The organism is Streptomyces sp. NPDC045955 (genome assembly GCF_056430805.1).
Genome location: NZ_JBWKKY010000012.1, coordinates 133,118 through 153,208, shown reverse-complemented (window position 1 = coordinate 153,208; position 20,091 = coordinate 133,118). Strand labels below are relative to the sequence as shown.

Sequence of the window (20,091 nt, the reverse complement as noted above, 5' to 3'; positions counted from 1 at the left end):
ACCGCGAGCCGCGAGCCGCGAGCCGCGAGCCGCGAGCCGCGAGCCGCGAGCCGCGAGCCGCGAGCCGCGAGCCGCGAGCCGCGAGCCGCGAGCCGCGAGCCGCTGACCGGCTGGAGGCGCGGGTTTGTTAGAGGCGGCCGCCTTGTCCGGTGATCAGCCTCTTCGCGTGCCCGTGGGGCACGACGCCCACCGGTGGGGCACCTTCCGCGGAGAACGGACGCTGGTCGTCGCCACGCGTACGGTCACGTCGGCCGTACGCATCCTGGAAACGCTGCCCGCGCTGCTTCGCGGCGACGATCGCGTGACCGTCGTCTTCGCTCACGACCCGACCTCTGCGTTCGGCTCCGGCGTTCTCGACCTGCTGCACGGCGCCGGCTGCCGGGTCATGCCCTGGGAACAACTGGAGCGCATCGCCCCCGACCTCATCCTCTCCGCCAGCGAGAACATCGACGTACCGGAAGGACACTGTCCGGTCCTGGTGTTGCCGCACGGGGTGGGCTTCCAGAAGCTGGTGCCGGACTCGCGCGGTCCGCACGAGCGGCTCTCCGGTGCCGTGCCGGATTCCCTGCTGGAGTCCGGCCGTGCCTGGTTGGCCGTATCGCATCCGGCCCAGGAGGAGCAGCTGCTCGCCACGCACCCGAAAGCAGCCGGCCGTACCCTGCTGGTGGGCGATCCCTGCTTCGACGAACTCCTGGCCAGCCGGGAGAGCAGGGATGCGTACCGCGATGCCCTGGGGGTCACGGCGGGTCGGCGCCTGATCGTGGTCAGTTCGACCTGGGGGCCCACGTCGCTCCTGGGACGTCACCCGCACCTGCCCGCGAGTCTCCTCAGCGAACTACCCGGTGATGAGTATCTGGTTGCTGCGATAGTCCATCCCAACGTGTGGGCCGCGCACGGCGCGTGGCAGATCCGGGTCCTCCAAGCGGCTGCCCTGGACGCGGGACTGCGTCTCGTGCCCGCTGTTCACGCGTGGCGGGCCGCGCTCGTCGCGGCGGACGCCGTGGTCGGCGACCACGGCTCGGTGACGCTGTACGGTGCCTCGGCGGGTACGCCCGTCCTGCTGGGGGCGTTCGGCGCCGACGCGGTGCCCGGGACCGCGATCCACGCTCTGGCAGCCGTCGCGCCCCGGCTCGACCCCGATGGAGACATTCGCCGCCAGGTCGAGCACGTGATTCACGAGCACACGCCCGAGCGGTACGCGGCCGTCGCGCAGTCTGCCTTCGCCGAACCTGGACAGGCTCTCCCCCGGCTCCGTGCCGCCCTCTACCGGCTGCTGCGGCTCCCGGAGCCGTCCTCCCCGCCACCGTCTGCGCTGGTGCTGCCCCGGCCCGACCCGCCGGCCTCACCGGTCACCTCCTGGCAGGTGATCACAGAGGTCGAGGGGATCGAACAGGACCACGTGCCCTCGGCTGTCGTCGTACGCCGTTTCCCCGCCGCCGCGCACTCAGGCGGTGGCACGGGCGCCAGCGCGCCCCTGTTCTTCACCCATCTCGCGTGCTCCGACGGTGAACGCGACCGGCGGCTGGTCGAGAGTGCCTCAGTGATCCTGGCCCACCGTCCGGCCCCTACCACGGCAGCTGCGTCGCGGTGGATCCAGGGCACCCTCGAGCGGCTGCCCGGAAGCCTCCTCGCCGCATCGGCCGTCCGCCATGGGGGCTTCCTGATCGGGCTCAGGGACGGCCGGATCGTGGAGGCGGCCGTCACCGGCCCCGAGCTGGACGCGGGTCTTCCGGCCGCCGTTGTCTACGCGTGCCTGCGTGCGGGTCGCCCGCTGGACGACGCCTTCGTCACCCTGCGGATCGGAGACCTGCGGACCGAGGACGTCGTCCTGCGGCTGCGCCCTTCTCCCGCACCGAGCGGCTCGCGGTGACCGGCTGTCACCGGTCGAGGTTCTCCAGCCGCCGACGCAGGTCCTCGGCCACAGGATTGCTGTTGGCCTCGTGGAGCGTGACAGCCCGGGTGAGCCAGCCGCGCACGCTGTCCTGGTGGCTTCCGGCCCGCTCGGCGATGTCGACGAGGGTGACGAGGGCCTCGGCCTCGTAGTGCGTCGCTGTCTCCTCTTCCAGGACACGTACCGCCTCGCGCAGCGCGCGCACCGCCTCCTCAGTGGCGCCCAGGTGGTCATGGACGACACCGATAGCGGCCATGGCCCGCGCAGCCATACGCAGGTCGGGTTCCTCGCGTGCGAGCAGGTCGTGGTGCGCCATGCGCAGGGTTTCCAGCGCTTCGTCGTACTCGCCGCGGGCGTCCAGCGCGCAGCCGAGGAAGTAGGCGGCGATGGCTGCCCCACGGCTCTGTCCCGCCTCCTTGTTCAGTTCGTACGACCGCCGGTAGGCGGGAACGGCCTGGGCAGGGTCGACCTGGTCCAGATACCGTCCGAGGAACTCCTGCACGGAGGCACGCAGAGTGAGGTGGTCGGTCACCTCGGCCCGTGCGACCGCAGTCCGCAGCTCCCTCCCGGCACGGTCGGTCTCGCCGAGGTCCATCAGCGGGCGGGACAGCAGGCTGCGCAGCCGCGCCTCGGCTTGTGCGGCCTCGGCGATATCGTTCGCGGTTTCAGCCGTCTCGGCGAGGGCGGCGGCCGACGCGACGCCGAGTTCGAGCGACTCCTTCCACGCCTCCAGGTGACGGTGGCGCAGGAACAAGGCCGTGAACGCCTCGGCCAGTGGCCAGACAAGGCTGTGCAGCCCGTGCCGGCTCGCGGCCCGCAGGACGGCCAGGACGGCGTGGCGCTCGGCATCCAGCCACTCCAGGGGGGAGGGTCCCGTGCCGACCGCGAAGGGATCGTCCGCGGTGCGCAGCAGCGGTGACAGGTCGGCGATCCGCAGCCGCTCCTTCCTCAGCGCCCGGTCGGCGAACGCGGTGAGAACGAGGTAGTGGGTGGCCACCCTCCTCGTCATCGCCTTCTCCTCCGCCTGCGGCTCCTCCTGCGCGGCGCGTTCCCGGGCATGCAGGCGCACGAGGTCGTGCATGCGGAAACGGCCGTCGCGGCCGGCCTCCACGAGGCTCGCGGTCACGAGCGTGCGCAGCAGGCGCTTGGCACTCGGGGTGTCGAGGTCCGCCGCGACCGCCGCGACTCCGGCGTCGAAGGCCCCAGTCGGCAGCCATCCAAGGAGGCGGTAGAGCCGGGCGGCGTCGGGCGGCAGCAGCCGGTACGAGGAGCCGAGCAGGGCGGACACGGAGTACTCCTCCCCGGGGAGAGTCCCCTGGAATCCTGGCAGGGCCAGCGCGGCAAGCCGGCCGGCTTCGTCCTCCAGTTCCTCCGACAGCGACGTCATGGTCACACCGTCGTCCGTGATCAGGCGGGCCGCCGCTATCTGCAGCGCCACCGGCAAGCCCCCGCACAGCTCGACCAGGCGCTGGGCAGCAGCCCGCTCGGCTGCCACGACGTCCTCGCCGCAGCGGTCGACCAGGAGGGCCAGGCCACCCTCCGGATCCAGGGGTTCCAGTGAGATCAACTGTGCTCCGTCGAGGACCAGTTCACCCAGCTTCCCGTGGCTGGTCACGAGAACGGCGCTCCCCGGGCCCTTGGGGATCAACGGCCGTACCTGTGCGGGCTGGCTCACATCGTCCAGGACGAGCAGCAGGCGCTGGCCGGCGGTGCGCGAACGGAACAGGTTGGTCCGCTCCGCGAGCGACGCAGGCATGCCGGCGTCGCTCACCTTCAGGGATCTGAGGACCATGGCCAGGGCTTCGGACACGTCGGCGCCGACGGTCCCACCGGTGGCCGCCTGGTCACGAAGAGCCGCGAAGTCCACATACAACTGCCCGTCCGGGAAGAGCTGCCGGGACATGCTCGCCCATTTCGCGCCATGGCGCTCTTACCGACCCCCGGCAGCCCGCCGACGACCGTGACGTCGACGCCGCTCCGCCGCCGGGCAGCCGCACCGCACATCGCGTCCAGCAGGGAGAGTTCGCGCCTGCGGTTGCTGAACGGTACGGTCAGCACCGGAACCTGGTCCGGCCGGGCGGTCTCACCGGCCGTTGGCATCGCCGCCGGAACGTTGAAGGTGATACCGCCATGGATCTGCGCACCCTGGAAGGCGGGGCCGTGGTTCACACCACCGCTGATGACGGTGTGCGAGACGTTGCCCGCCCATTCGGCCAGCAGGCCGCGCAACTCGGCTGCGGCGGCGGGCTCTTCCCGAAGAACGTCGAGCAGCCGCTGCCGCCAGTCCGCCTCGATCTCCTCCTCCGCGGCCCTGTCCCCTGCCGCCCGAGCCCGGGCCAGCTCCTCGCTGGCTGCCTGGAGTTCTTCCTCCGCCTCGCCCGCCGAGCGGCGCCGGGCGAGAAACCTCGTCAGCCTCTCCTTGGCGCTCGACCAGGAGTCGGAGATCATCAACCCGACCAGAGTCGTCGCCCCCGACGCCGCGAGCGCCGCCAACTCGGCTTCCACCCAGCCCCCTTCGCATCACTTCCTGCCCTGCGGATCAGGAAAGGCCACGGTAGAACGATCTCGCCGAGTTGGACAGCTCGCCCCACCGAGCAGCCACGATCATCACGTCGCAGGCCTCCGGAGCCGTGTGCGCAGCACAGAGGCGTGACGTCGCAGGAAGGAGACGGTATGCGGAGCGATGTCTCGCACCGGCGCCGGGCCGGCTCGTCCCAGCACGGCATTCCTGCCGAGCCGCTCAAGGGCGCCGACTGGCCCGGCTCTTCGTGGAGTGGCGGCGTGCCGCCGTCGCCAGGAGGGCCGCACCCGCGCCGCCGACCAGGAGTGTTCCCCATTCAGGGACGTGCGCTGCGCGTAGGAGGCCGGCGACGCCGAAGCTCGTGTTCCAGCCTGCCTCCGTGATGGCGGAGCCGAAGCCCTGGATGGACAGGATGGCGCCGAACAGCCAGAGCAGGCCCTGGCCTGACGTGGTCTCCGACGTGTTGAGCTGCTGCCGCTTGGGCATGGCGGGTCCCTTCGAGAGTTTTTCGATGCGGTCGCATCACATCGTGCAGGGTCGGCGATTATGATGCAAGCGCATCGGAAAAGAGGGGTCGAGAGGAGCGGCGCGTGCCCAAGCAGGTGGACTACGAGGAGCGGCGGCTGCGGATCGCGGAGGCGGTGTGCGCTCTGATCACGCGCTCCGGGATGGAGGCCGTCAGCCTCCGGGACGTCGCCGCCGAGGCGGGCGTGTCCATGGGGGCCGTGCAGCGATGCTTCCGCACCAAGGAGGACATGCTGCTCTTCGCGCTGGAGCACATCTCACAACACGTCAGCGAGCGCGCCGAGCAGCGCATCGCCGCGACCTCCACTCCGCAGGCCGCGGCCATCCTGCTCTCACACACCCTGGCCGAACTCGCCCTGCTGGACGAGGAGTCGAGGGCTCAGGCGCATGTGTGGCTGGCCTTCGTCGGCCACGCTCCCACCAGCGAGAGGCTCGCCGCCGTCCTGCATGAGACGTACGGCAAGCTCCATGACCTCGTCGCGTGGCTCATCCGCTACGGCCAGGACACCGAGGAGATCCCGCCGCATCTCGACGCCGTCCAGGAGGCGCGCACGCTCCTCGCCGTCGCCGACGGTCTCACCGTTCACGTTCTCGCGGGGCATCTCTCCCCCGAGACGGCGTCGGCCGTCCTTCAGCGCCACGTCGATTCCCTGTTGCGGTGAGCGCCCGCCCGGACAGTTCGGCACTTTCGCCCCATTTGCACCAGTGTTCTACGGTGGATACGGGCGGATAGGAACGACGCTGCTCATACCCCTCGCACCGATCATCGAGGTGACGGTCATGACGGAGACCACACAGCGCAGAAACACCGCTACCGGGACGGGAAAACAGGACGCGGGCACGACGCCGCAGAGCCGCAGAGGAGATGGCTCCGCTCCCCCGGAGGCCCGGGGAAGCACCGCGATCGCGGACACGGTCGTGGCGAAGATCGCGGGCATGGCGGCCCGGGAGATCCCCGAGGTACACAACCTCGGCGGAGGGATGACCAGGGCCTTCGGGGCCGTGCGCCAGCGCGTGCCGGGCGGGGGCAGTGGGGTCACCCAGGGCGTGAAGGTGGAAGTCGGTGAGCGCCAGGCCGCCGTCGACCTCGACGTGGTCGTCGAGTACGGCGCCGCCATCGCCGACACCGCCGCGGACATCCGGACCAACGTCATCAACGCGGTGGAGCGGATGACCGGGCTGGAGGTCGTCGAGGTCAACATCGCCGTCGACGATGTCCATCTGCCGGACGAGGAGGAAGAAGAAGGCGAGTCCGGGCAGGAGGGGCGGCGCGTGGCCTGAGGGTCCGGGTCCGCCCAAGGGAGGGTCACGGAACTCCCGCAAGTCGCAGCAAGGCGGTCGCGCCCGCCGCCGCCAGTACGACCGCGAGAAACGGGGCCCTGCGCCAGGCGAGCACCCCGCCGGCCAGGACCCCGAGCGGTCGTGCGGGGCCGGTGAAGGCATGGCCGTCGGTGAGGGCGGACGTGGCGGCCAGGGCGGCGAGCAGGAGGACCGCCGAGACCTCCAGCAGTTTCTCGGCGCGCTCCGGGAGCCTGAATCTCGCGCGCAGGGCCGGTCCGGAGAGGCGGAGCAGGAAGGTGCCGGCCGCCAGGGCGAGCATCGCCGCCAGCGTCGGCGTGAGGGAGAGGGCGGTGTCGCTCACCGCGTGGCCTCCTTCCCCGTCCGGACGCTGAACAGGGGCAGGGCGGCCAGCGCCAGCAGGACCGGCAGGCCTGCCGGGAGGAACGGGGTGACGGCCAGGGCCCCTGCGGCGCCGGCCAGTGCCGTGCGCCGCAGGGGCCCGTCCCTCAGCGCGGGCAGGATCAGCGCCAGGATCACCGCGGGGAACATGGCGTCCAGGCCGAGTACGCCGGTGTCCCGCACGGCGCTGCCGAGCAGTGCGCCCAGCGCGGCGCCGACGGGCCAGCAGATCAGGATGCCCAGGCCGCAGAGCCAGTACGCGGCCCGTTTGCGCTCCGGCTCGTCCTGGGCGAGGGCGAAGACGACCGTCTCGTCGTTCATGAGATGCGTGCCGAGCACTCCGCGCCAGCCCCGCCCGAGGACGTCGTGTACCGCCAGACCGAACGGCAGATGGCGTGCGTTGACGAGCAGCCCGGCCAGCAGCGCGGCGATCGGGCTGCCGCCGGCGGCGATGATCCCGACGAACAGGAACTCGGACGAGGCGGCGAGGACGAGCACCCCCATCAGGACCGGGAACCACCAGGCGAACCCGGACGTGACCGCGACGGCGCCGTAGGACAGGCCGATCACCCCTACCGCCAGGCAGACCAGCGCGATGTCGCGAAGCAGCAAGCCATCCAGTGTTCGGCCCCATGGGGCCCGGACTTTCAGTGGCCGGTCTTTCGGTGTCCGGCCTTTCGGTAGCCGGTCTTTCGATGGCCGGTCTTTCGATGGCCGGTCTTTCGCTGTCCGGCCTTTCGGTGTTCGACCGCCCCGTGTTCTCCAGAGCGAACGCATGATTTTTATAGTGAACAAGGCTTACGATGTTCGTCAAGACGAACGAATGACCTCTGGAGCGAACACGCCATGTCCGACGCCGGCCCCGCCCCCAAGCCCCCGATCGAAGTGATCGCCGCGTCACTGCGGGCGGAACGCCTCCGGGTGGGGCTGTCCCTCACCGAGGTCGCCCGCCGGGCCGGGCTCGCCAAGTCCACGCTCTCCCAGCTGGAGTCGGGCACCGGGAATCCCAGCCTGGAGACGCTGTGGGCACTCTGCGTGGCGCTGGAGATCCCCTTCTCGCGGCTGGTGGCCGTGTCGCGGCCGCAGGTGCAGGTGATCCGGGCGGGAGAAGGGCCGGCCGTCGGCTCCGAGCAGAGCGACTACCGGGCCACACTCCTCGCCGCCTCCCCTCCCGGGGCCCGGCGTGACGTCTACAGCGTGGCCGCCGAGCCGGGGCCGCAGCGCTCCTCGGCGCCGCACCCGCCGGGAGTCGTCGAGCACGTCGTGATCAGCTCGGGCCGGGCCCTGGTGGGCATGGCCGACGAGCCGGTGGAACTCCATCCGGGCGACTACATCTGCTATCCGGCCGACGTCCCGCATGTCTTCCAGGCGCTGGAGCCCAGGACTCGTGCGGTGCTCGTCTCCGAGCATCACTGAGGAGTTCCTGGAGGGTTTCCCGGCCGCGGCGAACCTGACCACGGGGCCGACTCACCGAGCCGGAGGAGGTCGCCCGGGTCGTCCGCATGCTCGTGAGCGGCCGCGCCCGCGCCCTGAACGGAGCGGACCTGGTCGTCGACGGCGGCCGGCTCACGACCGTCTGACCCCGCAGGGCCGGGTTGGAGAGGGCGGCCCTGCGGGTCAGGCCGGGCGTTTGCGGGGGGTCGACTTCTTCGCGGCCGTCTTCTTCGCGGTGCTCTTCGACGCCGTCTTCTTCGCGCCCTGGCCGGACTTGGCGGTCGACTTCTTCGCGGACGCCGTGGTCTTCTTGGCCGCCGTCTTCTTCGCGGTGGACGCCGACTTCTTGCCGCCGGTCTGCTTGGGCGCCGCGCGGGCCGTCTTGCGCTGCGGGAGCGACTTGACCTCGGCGTGCTCGCCTGCCTCCTCGCCCCGGGACTCGCGGGCCGCGCGGACGCTGTTCTCCAGGGCCGCCATGAGGTCGAGGACCTTGCCGCCCGCGGCCGGCTCAGGGGCCTGCGGCAGGGCCTCGCCGGCGGCCTTCGCGGCGATGACCTCCTCCACGGCCTCGCGGTACTCGTCGTGCAGGTCCTCCAGGTCGACCTCGCCCAGGGTGTCCATCAGGGCGTCGGCCAGGTCCAGTTCCTGCTCCCGGACCGTGACGTTCGTGTCGGGGGCCACGCCCTCGGGGGCGCGGACCTCGTCCGGCCACAGCAGGCCGTGCATCGCGATGGCCTCGCCGACCACCCGGAGCATGCCCAGGCGCTCCCGGCCCCGCAGCGCGAACTTCGCGATCGCCACCTTGTTGCTGCGTTTGAGCGCCTCCCGCAGCAGGGTGTACGGCTTGGCCGCCGGGGCGCCGCTCGCCTGGAGGTAGTACGCGGCGTCCATCTGGAGCGGATCGATCCGGTCGGCCGGGACGAAGGCGACGATCTCGATCGTCTTGGCCGTCGGGATCGGCAGGCTGGACAGGTCCTCGTCGGTGATCGGGATGATCGAGCCGTCCGCGTCCTCGTAGCCCTTGCCGATTTCCCCCTGGGTGACCTCGCGGTCCTCCAACTCACAGAACTTGCGATAGCGGATGCGGCCGCCGTCCTCGGTGTGGATCTGGCGGAAGGAGATCGAGTGGCTCTCGGTGGCGTTCACCAGCTTGATCGGAATGCTGACCAGGCCGAAGGAGATGGCGCCGTTCCAAATGGATCTCACGTGCAGCACCCTTCCGGTCACTCTCGGGAGCGTTTGTCACGATTCGCGTGGGATTCTTATCGTATGGCGCCTATCACCGTGGTGGAGGGGCGACGGCTCCCGCTCAGCAATCTCGAGAAGGTGCTGTATCCCGCCACCGGCTTCACCAAGGGCGAGGTCCTGCACTACTACGCGACCGTCGCCGAGGTCCTGCTGCCCCATCTGCGCGACCGGGCGGTGTCCTTCCTGCGGTATCCGGACGGGCCGGACGGGCAGGTGTTCTTCACGAAGAACGTCCCGCCGGGTACGCCCGACTGGGTCACCACCGCCGAGGTGCCACGGGTGGAGGGACCCTCGCGGATGGTGCTGGTGCAGGACCTGCCGAGCCTGATGTGGGCGGCCAACCTCGTCACGGAGTTCCACACCCACCAGTGGCTCGTCGACTCGCCGGACGAGGCCGACCGCATCGTCTTCGACCTGGATCCGGGAGCGCCCGCGACCATCGTGCAGTGCTGCGAGGTCGCGCTGTGGCTGCGGGAACGGCTCGCGGCGGACGGCATCGAGACGTACGCCAAGACCTCCGGCTCGAAGGGGCTGCATCTGCTCGCCGCCGTGCGCGGGGCGTCCTCCGAGCGAGTGTCCGAGTACGCCAAGTCGCTGGCCGTCGAGGCGGAGAAGGCCATGCCCCGGCTCGCGCTGCACCGGATGACCAGGAACCTGCGTCCCGGGAAGGTCTTCGTCGACTGGAGCCAGAACGCCGCGCGCAAGACCACGGCGACCCCGTACACGCTCCGGGCCCGCCCCGAGCCGACCGTCTCGGCGCCCGTGACCTGGGAGGAGGTCGAGGAGTGCGGCTCACCCGGCCGGCTGGACTTCCACGCCACCGACATCGCGGCCCGGGTGCAGGACTACGGCGACCTGCTCGCCCCGCTCCTCGACCCGGACAGCGCGGGCCGGCTGCCTTAGGCCGTGTCCGCAAAGTCCCGCCTGCCCCGCGACGCCCGGCACGCTCCCCCACTGCCTCAAGGGCGTGGGAGGTGCCCCCACTCGCCGCACCGGACGAAGCCCCAAGTACACCCAGTACGAGGGACTCCGCCCGGCGCACCGAGAGCACGCACCAGACGCCGCGGAGCCCGCCCTCCGGGCGGACGACGGGACTTCGCGGACACGACCTAGGGGTCCTTTCACTGTGCCCGCCCGGGCCGCGCGGTCTGGCACCCCGCCTCGCCGTGTTGCCGAAACGTCTACGTGGCTCCTCCCCCAGCTCTCGGCTCCGCTCGAGCCGGGGGCGCACCCATCGAAGGCGCTCCGGCGCCTTGCGATGCACGGCACCAGACCACGCGACCTCATCGGGCGCTCATGGCGAGAGGACCCCTTGGTCACGGGGCGCCCTCAGCAGGTACGGGCCGCGTATGCCCTCACACCCGCGTCCAGGTGTTCCGGTCCCGTGCCATCGCGTGCAGGGCCTCGACGTCCGCCGGCTTCAGGACCCCGCCCTGCCGGGCCAGGGTCTGCACCTCCAGGTCCGTGAGGACGCGGACCTCGCGCGGTGCGGCCGGGACCGACACGGCCGTCGGGCCGACCAGGGCGAGGACGGGGCGGACCTCCGCCGTCAGGGCGTAGGAGGCGCGGTCGGCGTCGGCGCGGACGCCGCGCAGCAGGGCGGTCGGTTCGCGGCGGCCCAGGGCGACCATGGGGTCGGTGACCGTCACCCGCTGCTTGCGCGCGTACAGGGTGTGCAGGGCGTACAGCCCGCCGGGGCCGATCAGCAGGTGGTGGATGCGGCGGCCGCCGGGGAGCGGGACGGAGTGCACGGCGTGCCAGCCGGCGCCGTCCAGGCGGTCCAGGGCGTCCCCGACCGTCTGCTCCGCCTCCAGGGCCCTGCGGCGCGGGTCGGGGCGCAGTCGGCGGGCCGGGCCGGGGTCGCGGTCGAGGGCGACGAGGAGGGCCTCGCCGGGGCGGTTGGGGGCCAGGTCGTCGTCGGGGTGGAGGGTCAGCCGGGCGAGCTCGGCGGGGGTCGGCACCGGGGGCGGCCCCACCGTCACCGCGCCGGTGAGGAAGGGCCCGAGGGCGCGGAGCACGTCGTCCTCACGATCCTCGCCCAGCAGGTTGACCCGGCCCGCCTCACGGTCGTACCAGGCGATGTTCCGGCCGTCCGGGAGGCAGACGTACAGCCGTTCCTGACCGTGACGCCAGGTCGGTATGACGCGCAGTCCGTCCATGCACCATCACCCCAGACCATGGGAACAGGCGGGGTGCTGCGGGGGCAAGAACCCGGCTACCTTTGAGAGGAGTTGAACCCGCCGGGCAGACCCGAGGGCGGTGACGCCGGGGAGGCGCCGTTGCGTACCCGCAGGAAACCCGATGTTCCGGCTCCGGAGAGCCCCTGGGACGAGGTCGTCCCAGGGCTGTGGATGGGCGGCCACGAGTACACCGGAGGCCTGGGCCATCCGGAGTTCGCGGTCGTACGGGACGAGTTCGACCTGGTGCAGACGCTGCTGCGGCTGCCGGGGCACGGGCCCGATCCGGACGTCCCGCACCACGTCTGGCCCATCCCCGACGGGCCGCTCGACGGGACGCAGCTCGCCGGTGTGATCCGGCTGGCCGAGGCCGCGTGCGAGGCGCTGGACGGGGGCCGCAAGGTCCTCGTCCGCTGTTACCACGGGTACAACCGCTCCGGCCTCGTCGTCGCGCACGCGCTGATGCGGCGGGGGAGCTCCGCCGACGCGGCGATCCGGCTGATCCGGGACCGCCGTTCGCCCTGGGCGCTGCACAACGAACTGTTCGTCGAGTACCTGCGGGCCGGGCTGGCGACGGCCCGGCTGCTGGAGGAGCTCACCGAGTAGGGCGGCACACGGGCTCCCTCGCGCGCAAATAGGACTTCCCTACGAAATAAGGTGTACGGGGCCGACGGTCGGTCCGAGCCGTGTGATCACCCTCGAACCGCAGGAGTGCAGTGCCCGTCAGCCACGCCCGCAGCCTCCCCGGCCGCCCCGATGACCTTCCCGGCCCCGAGGCCGGCCCTTCCGGCTGCTCGGACGGCCCGTCGGGCCGCGCCGACGGCCGCCGCCGGAAGCGCGGAAGGACTGCCTGGGGTGTCGTCGGTGTCGGCTTCCTTCTCCTGGGGGCCGTGGGCTGTGGGGACGCCGGGGGGCTGGAGGGGGCCGGAGCGACGCCGACGGCCGTCGGGCCGGCTCGGCTCTGGCCCGAGCTGACGCCGGCGTCCCGTCCGGCCTTCGAGATCGGCGAGGTGAACACCGAGGTGGTCAAGGGCATCAAGGTGCCCGGCGACGACATCCGCCGGGTGAACCCGGTCGGCGTCGTCCGGGCCGAGATCGCCGCGAACCCGGGCGACTACGCCGGCGACAAGGCGCCCTACCGCGACACGAACCGCCGGATGGCCGACTGCGGCAAGGGCCCGGAGCACGGACGGTGCCCGGTCCTCAGGCCGTACTACCGGGACCTGACCGGCGACGGGCGCGACGACCTGACACTCGGCTTCCGGCTGCTTCCCGGCAAGACCACCGCGGTGCGCGTCTACACCGTGGACCAGCACCGACTCGTGCAGGTGATGGCCTGGGAGGACGCGCTGAGCGGCGTCGAACTGGCCGGGCGTTCCCTCGTCATCCGCTCGCCGTCCGAGGTCGCGGGCTACGAGTACCGCCTGCAGTGGACCTGGGACCGGGACCAGCGGGCCATGCTCCTCACCCAGGACGAGATGCTGCGCACCGGCCCGCGGAAGCACTCCCTGCACCCCTCCGCCACGCCCTCCGCCACACCCTCCGGTTCCCCGTCCGCCTCCTCCCCCGGCGTCTCCCCCTCGGCGAGCACGGGATGAGACACACGCTCCCCCAGTGGTCCGGGACGCTCGCCGCGAAGGCCGCCGCCTTCATCACCGTCATGTGCTGCGCGCTGGCCGCCCTGCTCGGCGTCCTGGTGCACGTACAGGTGACGAACCAGACCGTCGACCAGGCCCGCGACCAGGCGTTGCAGCGGCTGACGCAGGCGACGGAGCGGTACGAGGCCGGGGACTCGCTCAAGCATGGCGCCGGCGTGGATCCCCCCGGCCTGCCCACGACGCTGCGCGACCTCGCGGTCACCGGGGACCGTGGCACGATGGTCGCCGACTTCGCGGGGCGCCCCACGATGTGGGCGGCCGGGCCCGCCGACGGCCACCGCGCCCTGGCCGTCGCGGTCGACTACTCGCAGCAGGCCCGCACCATCGAGGGCCTGGACCGGGCGATCCTGTGGTCGTCGGGGCTGGCCATCGGGGCGACGCTGCTGGTCGGCGCGTTCGCGGTGACGCGGGTGACGCGGCGGCTGCACACCACGGCGCTGGTGGCCCGGCGGATCAGCGCGGGCGACCTGGACGCGCGCGTGAACGACCCCCGTACGGACCCGCGGACGAAGGTCCCGGCGCGCCCGCAGGACGAGGTGGCGGCGGTCGCCGCCGCGCTGGACTCCATGGCGTCGTCCTTGCAGGGCAAACTGCTCGCCGAGCAGCGGTTCACCGCGGACGTGGCGCACGAGCTGCGCACCCCGCTGACCGGGCTGCACGCGGCGGCCGAACTGCTGCCGCCCGGCCGTCCGACCGAGCTGGTGCGGGACCGGGTGGCGGCCCTGCGCACCCTCACCGAGGACCTGCTGGAGATCTCCCGGCTGGACACCGGCCGGGAGCGGCTGGAGCTGGACACCGAGCTGTTGGGGCCGCTGGCCGAGCGGGTGGTGCGGGGCGCGGGGAGCGACACGGAGGTCAGGGTCGTACGGGACGTGGCCGTGGAGACGGACCGGCGGCGGCTGGAGCGGGTGCTGGAGAATCTCGTGGCGAACGCGCACAAGCACGGGCGGGGGCCGGTGGTGCTGACCGTGGACGGCCCGGTGGTCACCGTCCGGGACCACGGGGACGGTTTTCCGGAGTACCTGGTGGCGCACGGGCCGCAGCGGTTCCGGACGGAGGGCGGCGCCAAGGGGCACGGTCTGGGGCTGACCATCGCGCTGGGGCAGGCCGAGGTGCTGGGGGCGCGGCTGGAGTTCGGCAACGCCCCGGACGGCGGTGCGGTGGCGACCCTGAGACTGACCACGGAGTGAGAGCCCGGGGCCTCGGGTGATCGTCGTCCTGCGGGCCGCATGTGGCTGGTCGCGCGGTTCCCCGCGCCCCTTCGCGGCGTCCACCTATGGCCCAGCGTGAAGGGCGGGGGCCGCAGGGCGCTCCTAATGTGGCGATTAGTCAGCTTCGGCACTTTCGCCGCACCTTCGTCCCCGCATGGAGGTAACTCATGTCCCTGCGCTCCCGCCTCTCCATAGCCACCGCCGCCGGACTCCTCGCCGCCGCGGCCGCCGTCACGCCCGCTGCCGCCACCGCGCACGACGACGGGGACCCGAGCGGCGGCAACGGCGGCCACAGCCACCACGATCCGAGCGGCGGCAACGGGGACGGACACGGCAACCACGACCCGCGCCTGTTCACGGGCGTCGTCACGGCGAACACGCTGGCGCTGCGCAGCGCCCCGAACCGCGGCTCGCAGATCATCCGGTTCGCCCACCGGGGCGACATCGTCAAGATCTTCTGCAAGACCGGAGGCGAGACCGTGCAGGGCAACCCCCTCTGGTACCTCCTCACGGACGGCACGTGGGCCTGGGGCGCGGCCCGCTACATCGACAACATCGGTCCCGCGCCACGCTGGTGCTGACCCTACGTCACCCAAAGGCACACAAGACCCACTGCTTGGGTAGGTTCCGGACATGAGTAAGGCCGGAATCACCGTGGCGACGGCGGACCCGCCCACGCCCGCCGTCCGCCGCCTCCCCCGGCGCCGTGGCGTCGAACTCGCCCTCATCGTCCTCGCCGTACTGCTGTCCGTGTACGGCTACTGCGCCGTGGGCCTCGCCCGGCACGACGCCCTCCCGCCCGGTGCCGCCGGCTACGGCGCCGGGCTCGGCGTGCTCGCGCTCCTGGCACATCTGGCCGTGCGCCTGCGGGCCCCGCACGCCGACCCGCTCCTGCTGCCCATCGGCGTGCTGCTCAACGGGCTCGGCCTGGTGCTCATCTACCGGCTCGACCTGGAGACCCCGGGTGACCGGGCGGCACCGGCCCAGCTGATCTGGTCGACGCTGGGCGTGGCACTGTTCATCCTGGTCGTCCTGCTGCTGCGGGACCACCGGGTGCTCCAGCGGTACACGTACGTCTGTGTCGTCGCCGCGCTCGTGCTGCTCACGCTGCCGATCCTGTTCCCGGCGGTGAACGGTGCCCGCATCTGGATCCGGATCGCCGGGTTCTCCATCCAGCCGGGCGAGTTCGCGAAGGTACTGCTGGCGGTGTTCTTCGCCGCGTACCTGGCCGCGAACCGCAGCGCCCTCGCCTACACCGGCCGCCGCCTCTGGAAGCTCCAGTTGCCCACCGGCCGGGTCCTCGGCCCGATCGTCGCCGTCTGGCTGGTGAGCGTCGGCGTCCTGGTCCTGGAGCGGGACCTCGGGACCTCGCTGCTCTTCTTCGGCCTGTTCGTCGTCCTGCTCTACGTCGCCACCGGCCGCACCGGCTGGATCGCCCTCGGTCTGCTGCTGGCCGCGCTGGGGGCGGTCGCCGTCGGCCGGCTGGAGCCGCACGTGCACAGCAGGATCGAGACGTGGCTGCACCCGTTCGCCTCGATCGAGGCGGGCGAGGGACCGGACCAGCTCGCCCAGTCCCTGTTCGCCTTCGCGGAGGGCGGCATGCTCGGCACCGGCCTCGGCCTCGGTCACTCGATCCTCATCGGCTTCGCCGTGAAGTCGGACTTCATCCTGGCCACGGCGGGCGAGGAACTCGGCCTGGCAGGCCTGTCCGCGATCTTCCTCCTCTACGGACTGCTGGTGGAACGCGGCTACCGGGCCGGCCTCGCCCTGCGCGAGCCCTTCGGGCGGCTGCTCGCCGTCGGCCTCGCCTCGCTGGTGGCGCTCCAGGTGTTCGTGATCGCGGGCGGGGTGACCGGCCTGATCCCGCTGACCGGCATGGCGATGCCGTTCCTGGCGCAGGGCGGCTCGTCGCTCGTCACCAACTGGGCGATCGTGGCGCTGCTGGTGCGCGTCAGCGACTCGGCACGCCGCCAACACGACGGGCCGGGCCCCCGGTGACGCGGCACATCCGGCACGCCGGCGTCTTCTGCGCCCTGCTGCTGGTGGCGCTGCTGCTGAACGCCGCCCGCGTCCAGGTCGTCCAGGCCCCGGAGTACGACACGAACCCCGCCAACCGCCGCCCGGAGATCTTCCGTTACGGGCAGCCGCGCGGCGACATCCTGGTGGGCGGCCGGCCCGTCACCGGCTCGAAGGACACCCGCGAGCACCTGCGCTACGAACGGACCTACACCGACGGCCCGCTGTACGCGCCGGTCACGGGCTTCGCCTCCCAGCTGTACGGGACGACGCTCCTGGAGAAGGCCGAGGACGGCATCCTCTCGGGCACGGATCCGATGCTCGCGCCTTTCCCCTTGTGGAACGACTTCACCCGCGCGCACAGCCGCGGCGGCCACGTCGTGACGACCCTCGACCCGGCCGCACAGCGGGCGGCGTACCAGGGACTCGCCGGGCGCAAGGGCGCGGTGGCGGCGCTGGACCCGTCGACCGGCCGGATCCTGGCCCTGGTGTCCGCCCCGTCCTACGACCCCCAGCCGCTGTCCGGCAACGGAGCGGCGGCGGCCAGGGCGTGGAAGCGGCTGAACGCCGACCGGGACCGTCCGATGCTCAACCGGGCGGTACGGCAGACGTATCCGCCGGGCTCGACGTTCAAGGTCGTCACCACGGCCGCCGCGCTGGACTCCGGCGTGGTCAGGGACCTCGACGCGCCGACGGACTCCCCCGACCCCTACACCCTGCCCGGGACCCGGACCCGCCTGACGAACGCGTCCCGGGGCTGCCGGGACGCCTCCCTGCGGGAGGCCTTCATCCTCTCCTGCAACACGGTGTTCGCCAAGCTCGGCGTGGAGGTGGGCGTGACGGACATGACGGCCACGGCCCATGCCTTCGGCTTCAACGACCCGGCGCTGCGGGTGCCCTTCCCGGTGGCCCGATCCACCTTCGACACCTCGCTCGACAAGGCCCAGCTCGCCCTGTCGTCGATCGGCCAGTACAACACCCGCGCGACACCCCTCCAGATGGCGATGGTCGCGGCGGCCGTCGCCAACGGCGGTCAGGTACGGGAGCCGTACCTGGTGGAGCGCACGACACGACCGGGCGGCAGCACTCTCGCGACAGCGGGTTCACGCGCGGTCCGCCAGGCGATGTACCCCTCGACCGCGGTCCGGCTGCGGGCGCTGATGCGGGAGGTGGTCGAGGACGGCACCGGGCACCGGGCCGCGATCCGCGGCGCCAAGGTGGGCGGCAAGACCGGCACCGCCCAGCACGGTCTGGGCAACTCCGGTACGCCGTATGCCTGGTTCGTCTCCTGGGCGCAGGGCGACCGTGATCTGGCGCCGCGCGTGGCGGTCGCGGTGGTCGTGGAGGACGCGGAGGCGGACCGCGATGACATCAGCGGCGGGGGTGACGCGGCGCCGATCGCCCGGGCCGTGATGGAGGCGGTGCTCAAGGCCCGCTAGTCAACAAGTGGCACCCAGGGGATTGACGGCCTTGCTGACAGGCAGTCTCATAAGGGGGGACAGTGACGTGTGCACAACGAGGTGGGCAGCCATGACGACCCTGACGGAAGCCGACGCGCTCGACGGCCTGCGCGATGCCCTGGGCCTGCTCAAGGACCGGGAGCAGGTGGCCCAGCGGCTGCTCGACTCCTCCGCCAAGCACTCCTTCGACCCGGACAAGGAACTGGACTGGGACGCGCCCTTCGAGGAGGGCAAGTGGTTCTGGCCGCCGGAGCTGGTGTCGCTCTACGACACCCCGCTGTGGAAGCGGATGAGCGAGGAGCAGCGCATCCTGCTCTCCCAGCACGAGGCGGCGGCCCTCGCCTCCCTCGGCATCTGGTTCGAGATCATCCTGATGCAGCTCCTGGTCCGCCACATCTACGACAAGGCCGCGACGAGCGCGCACGTGCGCTACGCCCTCACCGAGATCGAGGACGAGTGCCGCCACTCCAAGATGTTCGCCCGGCTGATATCCCACGGCGGCACGCCCTGGTACCCGGTCAGCCGCGTCCACCAGCACCTGGGCCGCCTGTTCAAGACCATCTCGACCACTCCGGGTTCCTTCACGGCGACGCTCCTCGGCGAGGAGGTCCTCGACTGGATGCAGCGCCTGACGTTCCCCGACGAGCGGGTCCAGCCCCTCATCCGCGGCGTCACCCGCATCCACGTGGTGGAGGAGGCCCGCCACGTCCGCTACGCCCGCGAGGAACTCCGCCGCCAGATGGTGACGGCCCCCAAGTGGTCCCAGGAGTTCACCCGCATCACCTCCGGGGAGTTCGCCCGCGTGTTCTCGGTGGCGTTCGTGAACCCCGAGGTCTACACGAACGTCGGCCTGGACCAGCGAGAGGCCCTCGCACAGGTACGAGCGAGCGGACACCGCCGCGAGGTCATGCAGACCGGCTCCAAGCGGCTGACGGACTTCCTCGACGACATCGGGGTACTGCGCGGAGTCGGACGGCGGCTGTGGAAGTCGTCGGGGCTGCTGGCCTAGGAGCACAAGCACCCGCACCCGGGCACGGAGAGAAGGGGACGGGCCGGGGAGGGTGTCCGCCCGCAGCGATTGGCGCGTCAAGGGGGAGTCGGTCGGTACGCAACCCCGTCGCGCCGTTCCGAGGACGGACACCCCCCGACGCGGCCCCGAACCACCAGCCGACCGCGGGCGCAACGCGCACCCCCACCGAACCGGCCACAGGCCGCCGCAGGCACCCCGCACCCCCGGTTACGCTGCGTGTCATGACACCAGCCGCCCCCACCCCCGCCTACCGGCGCCTCAGTGTCGAGGAACGTCGTAGTCAGCTGATCACCGCCGCGCTGTCGCTCTTCGCGCACCGCGCCCCGGAGGACGTCTCCCTGGACGACGTGGCGGAGGCGGCCGGGGTGTCGCGGCCCCTGGTCTACCGGTACTTCCCGGGCGGCAAGCAGCAGCTGTACGAGGCCGCCCTCCGCTCCGCCGCCGACGAGCTGCGGCACTGCTTCGACGAACCCCGCGAGGGCCCCCTGCTCCCCCGCCTGTCCCGCGCCCTCGACCGCTACCTGGCCTTCGTCAACAAGCACGACGCCGGCTTCAGTGCCCTCCTCCAGGGCGGCAGCGTCGTCGAGACCTCACGGACGACCGCCATCGTCGACGGCGTACGCCGCGCCGCCGCCGAGCACATCTTCCGGCACATGGAGGTCACCGAGCCCGGCGCCCGCCTGCGGATGACCGTCCGGATGTGGATCACCGCCGTCGAGGCGTCGTCGCTCATCTGGCTCGACGAGGACAAGCAGCCCCCCGCCGAGGACCTGCGCGACTGGCTCGTCGAGCAGTTCTTGGCCATGCTGACGGTGACCGCCCGCCGCGACCCGCAGACCGACGCCCTGGTCGTGGCCCTCGCCGAGGAAGTCTGACACTGGTCCCGTGAAGAGCGAAGACACCCCCTTCGAGGGCGGCCCCATGGACGGCAGGGTCCTGCCCGTCCTGCTCGGCATCACCGGCCACCCGCCCAAGACGTACCGCATCCCCGTCCCGGACCCCGCCGGCGGTCCGCCCACCGTCCTGGTCTACCGCCGCGCACCCCGGGGCCAGGGCCGGGTCGGACTGACCCACCGCTGGAAGTACGAGTACGCCCCCGAGGGCGCACCGGCCCGCCGGCTCAACTGGCCCTGGTCGAAGCCAGACGCCACGCCGCCCGGCAAGCGGGACGACGCCGACGGGTGACCCCGTTGCGCCGAACCGCGCACACCCACCGCGCGCACCTCGCGCACACGCCTGA

The 20,091-nt window shown here is 72.0% G+C and carries 21 protein-coding genes; 15 read left to right on the top strand and 6 right to left on the bottom strand.

Annotation, left to right across the window (positions count from 1 at the left end; translation table 11 throughout):
* Window positions 1-166: 166 nt before the first annotated feature.
* Window positions 167-1,870 carry a hypothetical protein gene (locus tag AC07F0_RS25185; protein WP_478982053.1) on the top strand — a complete coding sequence of 568 codons (1,704 nt, stop codon included), beginning with the start codon at window positions 167-169 and terminating at the stop codon, window positions 1,868-1,870.
* A 7-nt stretch (window positions 1,871-1,877) separates the two neighbouring features.
* Here the strand turns inward: AC07F0_RS25185 and AC07F0_RS25180 are convergent, their stop codons facing one another.
* Together AC07F0_RS25180 and AC07F0_RS25175 are read right to left on the bottom strand one after the other, a co-directional pair.
* Window positions 1,878-3,794, bottom strand: a complete 1,917-nt coding sequence (locus tag AC07F0_RS25180; protein ID WP_478982051.1) for an NB-ARC domain-containing protein — start codon at window positions 3,792-3,794, stop codon at window positions 1,878-1,880.
* 837 nt (window positions 3,795-4,631) lie between these two features.
* The gene (locus tag AC07F0_RS25175; protein WP_478982049.1) at window positions 4,632-4,898 is read right to left on the bottom strand and encodes a hypothetical protein; all 267 of its coding nucleotides are present in this window, start codon (window positions 4,896-4,898) and stop codon (window positions 4,632-4,634) included.
* Window positions 4,899-5,002: 104 nt separating this feature from the next.
* On the opposite strand from AC07F0_RS25175, the gene AC07F0_RS25170 reads away from it, so the two are divergent.
* A complete protein-coding gene (locus AC07F0_RS25170; RefSeq protein WP_478982047.1) occupies window positions 5,003-5,599 on the top strand; it encodes a TetR/AcrR family transcriptional regulator in 597 nt (198 codons plus the stop codon).
* A 118-nt stretch (window positions 5,600-5,717) separates the two neighbouring features.
* Window positions 5,718-6,218 (top strand): Asp23/Gls24 family envelope stress response protein, encoded by a 501-nt coding sequence (locus tag AC07F0_RS25165; protein ID WP_478982045.1) that lies wholly within the window; start codon window positions 5,718-5,720, stop codon window positions 6,216-6,218.
* Between the two features lie 25 nt (window positions 6,219-6,243).
* Here the strand turns inward: AC07F0_RS25165 and AC07F0_RS25160 are convergent, their stop codons facing one another.
* Both AC07F0_RS25160 and AC07F0_RS25155 read right to left on the bottom strand, forming a co-directional pair.
* On the bottom strand, window positions 6,244-6,579 hold the full coding sequence (locus AC07F0_RS25160; RefSeq protein ID WP_478982043.1) for an AzlD domain-containing protein: 336 nt from the start codon (window positions 6,577-6,579) through the stop codon (window positions 6,244-6,246).
* Window positions 6,576-7,229 carry an AzlC family ABC transporter permease gene (locus AC07F0_RS25155; protein WP_478982041.1) on the bottom strand — a complete coding sequence of 218 codons (654 nt, stop codon included), beginning with the start codon at window positions 7,227-7,229 and terminating at the stop codon, window positions 6,576-6,578. Before AC07F0_RS25155 ends, AC07F0_RS25160 begins: the two co-directional genes overlap by 4 nt.
* Before the next feature lie 234 nt (window positions 7,230-7,463).
* On the opposite strand from AC07F0_RS25155, the gene AC07F0_RS25150 reads away from it, so the two are divergent.
* Entirely contained in the window at window positions 7,464-8,033 is a 570-nt protein-coding gene (locus AC07F0_RS25150) for a helix-turn-helix domain-containing protein (protein WP_478982039.1), read from the top strand.
* A gap of 86 nt (window positions 8,034-8,119) precedes the next feature.
* Complete coding sequence (locus AC07F0_RS25145; protein WP_478982246.1) at window positions 8,120-8,197, top strand: hypothetical protein; 78 nt, start codon at window positions 8,120-8,122, stop codon at window positions 8,195-8,197.
* A gap of 37 nt (window positions 8,198-8,234) precedes the next feature.
* On the opposite strand, the gene ku is transcribed toward AC07F0_RS25145, so the two are convergent.
* A complete protein-coding gene (ku, locus tag AC07F0_RS25140) occupies window positions 8,235-9,257 on the bottom strand; it encodes a non-homologous end joining protein Ku (RefSeq protein WP_478982037.1) in 1,023 nt (340 codons plus the stop codon).
* Window positions 9,258-9,320: 63 nt separating this feature from the next.
* Between ku and ligD the strand changes: the two genes are divergently transcribed.
* Complete coding sequence (gene ligD / locus AC07F0_RS25135; protein ID WP_478982036.1) at window positions 9,321-10,202, top strand: non-homologous end-joining DNA ligase; 882 nt, start codon at window positions 9,321-9,323, stop codon at window positions 10,200-10,202.
* Window positions 10,203-10,654: 452 nt separating this feature from the next.
* On the opposite strand, the gene AC07F0_RS25130 is transcribed toward ligD, so the two are convergent.
* On the bottom strand, window positions 10,655-11,458 hold the full coding sequence (locus tag AC07F0_RS25130; RefSeq protein WP_478982034.1) for a nuclease-related domain-containing protein: 804 nt from the start codon (window positions 11,456-11,458) through the stop codon (window positions 10,655-10,657).
* A gap of 120 nt (window positions 11,459-11,578) precedes the next feature.
* On the opposite strand from AC07F0_RS25130, the gene AC07F0_RS25125 reads away from it, so the two are divergent.
* The 9 genes from AC07F0_RS25125 to AC07F0_RS25085 all read left to right on the top strand — a co-directional run bounded on the left by AC07F0_RS25125 (window position 11,579) and on the right by AC07F0_RS25085 (window position 20,036).
* The gene (locus AC07F0_RS25125) at window positions 11,579-12,082 is read left to right on the top strand and encodes a protein-tyrosine phosphatase family protein (RefSeq protein WP_436729682.1); all 504 of its coding nucleotides are present in this window, start codon (window positions 11,579-11,581) and stop codon (window positions 12,080-12,082) included.
* A 110-nt stretch (window positions 12,083-12,192) separates the two neighbouring features.
* On the top strand, window positions 12,193-13,074 hold the full coding sequence (locus AC07F0_RS25120; protein ID WP_478982032.1) for a hypothetical protein: 882 nt from the start codon (window positions 12,193-12,195) through the stop codon (window positions 13,072-13,074).
* Complete coding sequence (locus AC07F0_RS25115; RefSeq protein WP_478982030.1) at window positions 13,071-14,324, top strand: ATP-binding protein; 1,254 nt, start codon at window positions 13,071-13,073, stop codon at window positions 14,322-14,324. The genes AC07F0_RS25120 and AC07F0_RS25115 overlap by 4 nt, the downstream gene beginning before the upstream one ends.
* Before the next feature lie 188 nt (window positions 14,325-14,512).
* Window positions 14,513-14,926 carry an SH3 domain-containing protein gene (locus AC07F0_RS25110; protein ID WP_478982026.1) on the top strand — a complete coding sequence of 138 codons (414 nt, stop codon included), beginning with the start codon at window positions 14,513-14,515 and terminating at the stop codon, window positions 14,924-14,926.
* Between the two features lie 52 nt (window positions 14,927-14,978).
* Window positions 14,979-16,343, top strand: coding sequence for an FtsW/RodA/SpoVE family cell cycle protein (locus AC07F0_RS25105; protein ID WP_478982025.1), 1,365 nt, complete (start codon window positions 14,979-14,981; stop codon window positions 16,341-16,343).
* The gene (locus tag AC07F0_RS25100; RefSeq protein ID WP_478982023.1) at window positions 16,340-17,800 is read left to right on the top strand and encodes a penicillin-binding transpeptidase domain-containing protein; all 1,461 of its coding nucleotides are present in this window, start codon (window positions 16,340-16,342) and stop codon (window positions 17,798-17,800) included. Before AC07F0_RS25105 ends, AC07F0_RS25100 begins: the two co-directional genes overlap by 4 nt.
* Before the next feature lie 91 nt (window positions 17,801-17,891).
* The gene (locus tag AC07F0_RS25095; protein WP_010040330.1) at window positions 17,892-18,830 is read left to right on the top strand and encodes an AurF N-oxygenase family protein; all 939 of its coding nucleotides are present in this window, start codon (window positions 17,892-17,894) and stop codon (window positions 18,828-18,830) included.
* Between the two features lie 242 nt (window positions 18,831-19,072).
* Complete coding sequence (locus AC07F0_RS25090; protein WP_478982021.1) at window positions 19,073-19,726, top strand: TetR/AcrR family transcriptional regulator; 654 nt, start codon at window positions 19,073-19,075, stop codon at window positions 19,724-19,726.
* A 10-nt stretch (window positions 19,727-19,736) separates the two neighbouring features.
* A complete protein-coding gene (locus tag AC07F0_RS25085; RefSeq protein WP_478982020.1) occupies window positions 19,737-20,036 on the top strand; it encodes a hypothetical protein in 300 nt (99 codons plus the stop codon).
* Window positions 20,037-20,091 lie beyond the last annotated feature (55 nt).